Genomic DNA, 6,966 nt, shown 5'->3' on the forward strand with positions numbered 1-6,966 from the left:
GGGGTGGCGGGGCCGCGCGGCGCTCGCGGGCGTGCGCCGGCCCGCGACCTCAGGTCAGGGCGCCCGGCCGCGGCGGAGCCGTGCTCGACCGCACCACGAGGACGGGTTCCACCGCCCGGCGCCGCAGCCCGTCCGTACGCCCCTCGATCTGGTCGAGCAGCAGCGCCACACAGTGCTTGCCGACCACCTCGAAGTCCTGGTGCACGGTCGTCAGGGGCGGCACGAGGTACGCGGCCTCGGCGATGTCGTCGAAACCGGCCACGCTGACGTGGCCGGGCACGCTCCTGCCGGCTTCGTGCAGGGCACGCATCAGGCCCAGCGCCATCTGGTCGTTCGCGGCGAAGACGGCCGTGACCTCCGGAAGGCGGGCGAGGTCGATCCCGGCCCGGTAGCCGGACCGCGCCGTCCAGTCCCCGTGCACGATGGGCGGTACGGGCGCGCCCGCGTCCACGAGGGTCCGCCGCCAGGACTCGGCACGGCGGCGCGCGGCGAACGAGTCGGCCGGGCCCGCGAGGTGCCAGACCGTGCGGTGGCCGAGACCGAGGAGGTGGGACACCACGCTGCGGGAGCCGTGCGCCTGGTCGAAGTCGACGTGGGGGTACTCGTGGCCGGTGTCGCCGTCGGCGACCACCACCGGCATGGACGGCGGCAGGCGCAGCGACGGGGTGTCGAGCATCTGCGACTCGACCAGCACGATGCCGTCGACGGACTGCAGCAGCAGATGCTGGAAGGCATGGTGCACGGCGGCCTCGGTCTGGGTCCGTACGCCCATGAAGTTCACCGAGAAGCCGGCCTCGCGGGCGGCGTCGGCGATCGCGCCGAGCGTGCGCGCGTTGCCGTGCGCACCGACATCGAAACTGACCACGCCCAGCGCCCCGAAACGGCCGGTGACCAGCGCGCGGGCCGCCGTGTTGGGGCGGTAGCCGAGCGTCTGCATGGCGGAGAGGACCTTCTCGCGGGTCGCGGAGTCGACGTTCTGCCGGTTGTTCGCCACCCGGGACACCGTCTGTGAGGAGACCCCGGCCAAGCGGGCGACGTCCGCCATGGAAGGCCACTGGCGCGGCGCGCGCGAGCGGGGCGGCCTGGTTCCCTTGTCCGTCGCCATCGATGACCTTCCGTCGCGAGGGTCCGCGCGTCCGCAGGAGGCATGCGGCGTGTTGGCGCAAACATACCAGTCGGTAAGTCCGCGGTGGATCGTGTCCGAATCCTTGACAGCCGCTGTGACCCCTCCCAGACTCTCCTCCCAAGCGCTCGTGTTAACGCGAACATGGTAGGCCGAAATCTCCCCGTAACGGGGCGGTGACGTGCCGTCGGCGTTCCCAGGTCCCCGACCTTCGCCCAAGGCAGACGTCGGCCACGAGCGTGTCTCCCTGCGCACGGCTTCCCGGCTTCCCGCGAGGAAGACACGCCTTCGTCTGCACCACCCGCTACATCACCCCGCCCCACCTCACCCCGCCCCACCTCGCCCCTCCCCTCCCCACCCTCCCCCCAGACCACGAGGTACGCGATCATGCGACGCACCACCTCGGGGACGGCCGCCGTGCTCACCGCACTCTGCGCCGTCCTCCTGTCCCTGCTCGGCGCCGCCGGCACCGCCCACGCGGCGCCCGTCACCGTGACCAACGCCGCCCAGTTCACCGATCCGGCGGGCAACCCCGTCCACGCCCACGGCGGCGGGGTCGTCAAGGTCGGCGCGTTCTACTACTGGTTCGGTGAGAACCGCAACGTCGACAACAGCTTCAAGTACGTCTCCGCCTACCGTTCCACCGACCTGAAGACCTGGGAGTTCCGCAACCACGTCCTCACCGCGAGCAGCCACCCCGAGCTCGCGGGGGCGAACATCGAGCGGCCGAAGGTGATGTACAACGCCTCCACCGGCAAGTTCGTGATGTGGATGCACAAGGAGGGCAGCGCGACCGACTACTCCGAGGCCCGTGCCGCGGTCGCCGTGTCGGACACCGTCGACGGCGACTACTCCTGGCAGGGCAGCTTCCGGCCCCTCGGCCACATGTCCCGGGACATCACCACGTTCGTCGACACCGACGGCACCGGCTACATGATCTCCGCGGCCAACGAGAACGCCGACCTCCACGTCTACCGCCTGACCGCGGACTACACCGACATCGCGGCGCAGGTGCAGAAGTTGTGGCCCGGCCAGTGGCGCGAGGCCCCGGCGATGTTCAAGCGCAACGGCGTGTACTTCCTGCTCACCTCGGGCGCCACGGGCTGGTCGCCGAACCAGCAGAAGTACGCCACGTCGACCAGCGTGACCGGCACCTGGAGCGGTCTGAAGGACATCGGCGACTGGACCACCTACGGATCCCAGACGGCGTACGTGCTGCCGGTCCAGGGCACGTCCGGCACCTCGTTCCTCTACATGGGCGACCGCTGGGGCAACTCCACGGGCGGCATGGTCAACGACTCCCAGTACGTCTGGCTCCCCCTGAACTTCCCCACCAAGACCACCATGACCATGGACTACTACCCCCAGATCACCGTGGACACGGCCGCGGGCAGGGTGCGGGGGCTCGGAACCTGGGAGACGCTGACCGCCTCGCACAGCGGCAAGTGCGCCGATGTCGCCGACCGCTCCACCGCCGACGGGGCCGCCCTCGTCCAGTGGGGCTGTGCGAACAGCGTCAACCAGCAGTTCTGGCTGAAGCCCGCCGGCACCGGCCGGGTGCAGATCATCGCCCGCTACAGCGGCAAGTGCCTGGCCCCGAAGGACGGGTCGACCGCGGACGGCGCCGCGATCGCCCAGTACCCCTGCGACGGAACGACCGCCCAGCAGTGGACGGTGACCGGCTCCGGCGGCACCGTGCAGGTCTCCGCCTCGGCGAGCGGCAAGTGCCTCGACGTGACGAACCAGTCCACCTCCGACGGCACGGCGCTCATCCAGTGGAGCTGCAACAGCGGCGCCAACCAGCAGTGGCTCCGCACGGCCGCCTGACACAGCCCGGACCACCCAGGGGCAGGCCACGCCCCCGATGCGGCCTGCCCCGCCCCACCCCGTCCCGCCCCACCCCGTCCCGCCCCCATCACTCGTCGACGCCACTTCGGTCGCCACGGCCCCCGCCAGCGGCCTTTCCGTGATCGACGCCCATCGATCCGATCAGGGAGACCCGACCATGCGCCTCACCAGAGAACGACCCCCCACCCGCGCCCGCAGGAGCGGCGCGGTGCTGGGCATGGCCGCCCTTCTCGCGACCGGTCTCGCGCCCGCGGCCTCCGCGGCGGCCGCGGCGGCCGAGGAGACCGGCCAGGCCGGCCAGGCCGTGACCGTACGACTCGACCCCAGCTACCAGCAGCAGCCGTTCAAGGGCTGGGGCACCGCGCTGGCCTGGTTCGCGAACGTCACCGGAGGGTGGCCGGACGCCCAGCGCGACGCGCTCGCCGACGCCCTGTACGGCGCGGACGGCCTCGGCTTCACCATCGCCCGCTACAACATCGGTGGCGGCGACAGCCCGGAGACCACCCCCTACATGAGAACCGGCGGCGCCGTCCCCGGCTGGTGGAACCGTCCCGGGCCCGAGTCCCCCGACTGGTGGGACCCGGCCGACCCCACGCACTGGAACCCGGGCGCCGACGCCAACCAGCGCTGGTGGCTCACCGCCGCCAAGGCGCGTGGCGCCGACACCTTCGAGGCGTTCTCCAACTCGGCGCCGTACTTCATGACCAACAGCGGCCTCGTCTCGGGCAACTGGAACGCGGGGGAGGACAACCTCCGCTCCGACCAGTACGAACGGTTCGCGGCCTACCTCTCGGGCGCGATGAAGCGCGCGCAGGACGCCACCGGTGTCACCTTCGACACACTCTCCCCCCTCAACGAACCCCGCACCGACTACTGGGGCGCGGGCGGCCGCCAGGAGGGCTCCCACTGGGACCCCGCCTCCCAGGCGCGCATGCTCACCACCCTGCGGGCCCGGCTGAACGCCGACGGCGTCAGCACGCGCGTCGCCGCCATGGACGAGACCAATCCGAACACCTTCCGTGCCAACTGGGACACCTACGACGCTGCCGCCAAGGCCGCTGTCGGCCAGCTCAACACCCACACGTACAGCACCGGCGGACGTACCGGAGTGCGTGACATCGCCAAGGGGACGGCCACCCCGCTGTGGATGTCCGAAGTCGACCTCGGCGGCAGCGTCGGACAGAGCTTCACCGACATGAGCCCCGCCCTCGACCTCACCCAGCGCGTCAACGAGGACTTCCGCGAACTGGAGCCCCGAGCCTGGGTGTTGTGGCAGGCGGTCGAGGACTACGAGAACATGACGCCGGGCCGCGAGAACTCCAACTGGGGGCTCATCCAGACCGACTTCACCCCGGAGGACGCGGCCACCGAACCGCTCCGGAAGAACAAGAAGTACTGGGCGCTGGCGAACTACACCAAGTTCATCCGTCCCGGCGCCCGCGTGATCAACACGGACAACGCCGACACGTTCGCGGCGCTGCGGCCGGCCGGCGGGGGAGCGGTCGTCGTCCACACCAACCCGACCGGCGAGCCGCAGCGGCTCACCCTGAACCTAGGCGGCTTCCAGAACGTGGGCACCACGGCCGTCCAGCGCTACACCACCGACGGCACCAAGAACCTCCAGCGCCAGAGCGACCTCACCCCCGTGGGCAAGACGCTCACCACCACCGTGGGCGCGGGCTCCGTCACCACCTTCGTCCTGCCCGGCGCGACGGGCGTGAACGTCTCCGACACCACGGCCCCCACCGGCGCCGCGCGCCAGCTGCTCAACGACCACAGCGGCAAGGCCCTCGCCGTCGCCACCAGCGGCGGCCGGAGCACGCTGGTCCAGCGCACCTCCAGCCCGTCCACGGCGGCGCAGCAGTGGCGGTTCACCAAGCTGTCCTCGGCCGATTGGAGCAACACCGCGGCCTACCGCGTCACCAGCGTCCTCAACGGCAAGGCGCTCGCCGCACAGGGGGACTCCCTCGCCCTCGTGAGCGCGGGCACCGCCGCCGAACAGCGGTGGATGCTGTCCACGACGGGCGACGGCCCTCTCACCCTCGTGAACAGCGCGAGCGGCAAGCTCCTCGACGTCAGCGGCGAGTCCTCCGCCGACGGCGCGCCCGTCGGCGTGTACCGTCCGACGACCGGGGCCAACCAGTCCTGGACCGTCCGCAGCCTCGCGGCGGACACCTGGGCGCCCCTGCGGATGAGGCACAGCGGGAAGTGCCTGGACGTGACCGGAGCCTCGACCGCCGACGGCGCCCAGGTGGTCCAGTACACCTGCGGCGGCGAGACCCACCAGCAGTGGTCCCTGCGCCCGGCCGGCGGCGGCTACGTCAACATCGTTGCCCGGCACAGCGGGAAGTGCCTCGATGTCACCAACGAGTCGACCGCCGACGGCGCCATCGTCTTCCAGTACGCCTGCAACGGCGGCACCAACCAGCAGTGGTCGGTACTCAGGTCGCCCGACGGCTTCGTCACGCTGCTCGCCCGCCACAGCGGGAAGTGCCTGGACGTGAGCGGGGCCTCCACCGCCGATGGCGCCGACATCGTCCAGTACGGCTGCTCCGCCACGCCGAACCAGCAGCTCACCACGTCGTAGAAGCCGCCGGTACGGCATCCACACCACGCCGCCGCTCGCACCACCTGACAGCGCTCTGCTGCATGCCGAACCCCAAGCGCTACGGGACGCCACCGGTACAGACGCCCGAGCTGCCCTGGCCGGGGCCGAGCCCGGGGACAGCATGCCGGCGGCGTCCGACGTCTGACCCGCCGCCGGGCGGGCCGGGCCTCGCATCCTGTGATACGAGGACGGCCCGCCCGGCGACGTCGAATGGGCCGGGCCTGTGCCCGCCGCGCGCGACCGCCCGCACGGCGAGCAGGGTGCGGGTGCCGGGGCGGCAGGAGGACTCCACCGGATACTCGGCGCAGTGGGCCCCGCTGCCGCGGGAGGTGTTCCCCGAGGCCCGGTTCGCGCACATGTTCCGGAACGGGACGGGGCGGGTAGGACTGCGCGGTGTCGATGAGCCGGCACGTCGGGCTTCGTCCGACGAGTCGCGCGGCCTTCTGGACAGCACGCGTGTCACCGTCGAAGCCCGCTATCGAGAAGCCGTCACGCGGCACGTGCCCGGGGTCGCCGGAGTGATCGGGCATGACGCGGGCTGGGCCGACGAGGCAGGGGTGGGATTCCCGAAAGCCGGGAAGGCGTTGCGTCCCGCGCTCGTAGTGGCTGATTCGATTGGAACGAAAGTTCGCATTTGCATACCCCCTGGAGGTATGGGGGACGGCTTGTGCATGGACAAGATGAACTGGCACCTGCAAGGCGAGTGGTTCGACGTCTGCAGCTGCTCACTGCCCTGCCCCTGCACCTTCGCCCAGGCACCGACGAACGGCGCCTGCCTGTTCACCCTTGTGTGGCAGGTCCACGAGGGGCACTTCGACGATGTACGGCTCGACGGCCTCGCGGTCGTCGCGCTGGGCGAGTTCGCCGGCAACATGTGGGCGGAGAACACGGACGCGCGGATGAGCGTGATGTTCTACATCGACGCCGCGGGCACCCGTGCGCAGCGCGACGCGCTGGAGGAGATCTTCCGGGGCAACGTCGGCGGATGGCCCGGCACGTTCGGCGCACTGATCGGGGAAGTGCGCGACGTACGGTACGCCCCGATCACGTTCGACGCGGCCGAGGACCTGGCGTACTGGCGCGCGTCCGTGTCGGACCAGGTGAGCGTGGGCGCGACGGCGCTCACCGGCCCCACCAGCGACCCGACCCGGCGCGTCCAGCTGGTCAACGCTCCGGGAGCGGAGGTCGGGCCCGGACAGGTGGCGACGTGGGGCGTCGTGCGGGCGGACCGGGCCGAGGGGTTCGCGTTCTCCCGCCCGTACCGCGGCGGGTCGAGCAAGCACTTCTCCTTCGACTGGCGACCCGAAGCCTGAGCCTACGGGCGCGGGACCGGCCCGCATTACGGGAGGTCGTCGGCCCCGGCCACGGCCGGGCGGGCGACCGGATC

Annotated in this window: 4 protein-coding genes; 3 read left to right on the forward strand and 1 reads right to left on the reverse strand. The window is 71.5% G+C overall.

The window, feature by feature from the left end; all coding sequences use genetic code 11:
- Positions 1-49: 49 nt before the first annotated feature.
- Complete coding sequence (locus tag AB0C99_RS29040; protein ID WP_362481133.1) at positions 50-1,105, reverse strand: LacI family DNA-binding transcriptional regulator; 1,056 nt, start codon at positions 1,103-1,105, stop codon at positions 50-52.
- A 405-nt stretch (positions 1,106-1,510) separates the two neighbouring features.
- Here AB0C99_RS29040 and AB0C99_RS29045 point away from each other — a divergent pair, with 405 nt between their 5' ends.
- From AB0C99_RS29045 to AB0C99_RS29055, 3 genes are all read left to right on the forward strand, one after another.
- Positions 1,511-2,950 (forward strand): RICIN domain-containing protein, encoded by a 1,440-nt coding sequence (locus tag AB0C99_RS29045; protein ID WP_362481136.1) that lies wholly within the window; start codon positions 1,511-1,513, stop codon positions 2,948-2,950.
- A 178-nt stretch (positions 2,951-3,128) separates the two neighbouring features.
- Positions 3,129-5,558 carry an RICIN domain-containing protein gene (locus AB0C99_RS29050; RefSeq protein ID WP_362481138.1) on the forward strand — a complete coding sequence of 810 codons (2,430 nt, stop codon included), beginning with the start codon at positions 3,129-3,131 and terminating at the stop codon, positions 5,556-5,558.
- A 692-nt stretch (positions 5,559-6,250) separates the two neighbouring features.
- Positions 6,251-6,892 (forward strand): DUF1326 domain-containing protein, encoded by a 642-nt coding sequence (locus AB0C99_RS29055; RefSeq protein WP_362481140.1) that lies wholly within the window; start codon positions 6,251-6,253, stop codon positions 6,890-6,892.
- Positions 6,893-6,966 lie beyond the last annotated feature (74 nt).

This window comes from Streptomyces sp. NPDC048659 (genome assembly GCF_040650575.1).
Classification (GTDB): Bacteria; Actinomycetota; Actinomycetes; order Streptomycetales; family Streptomycetaceae; genus Streptomyces.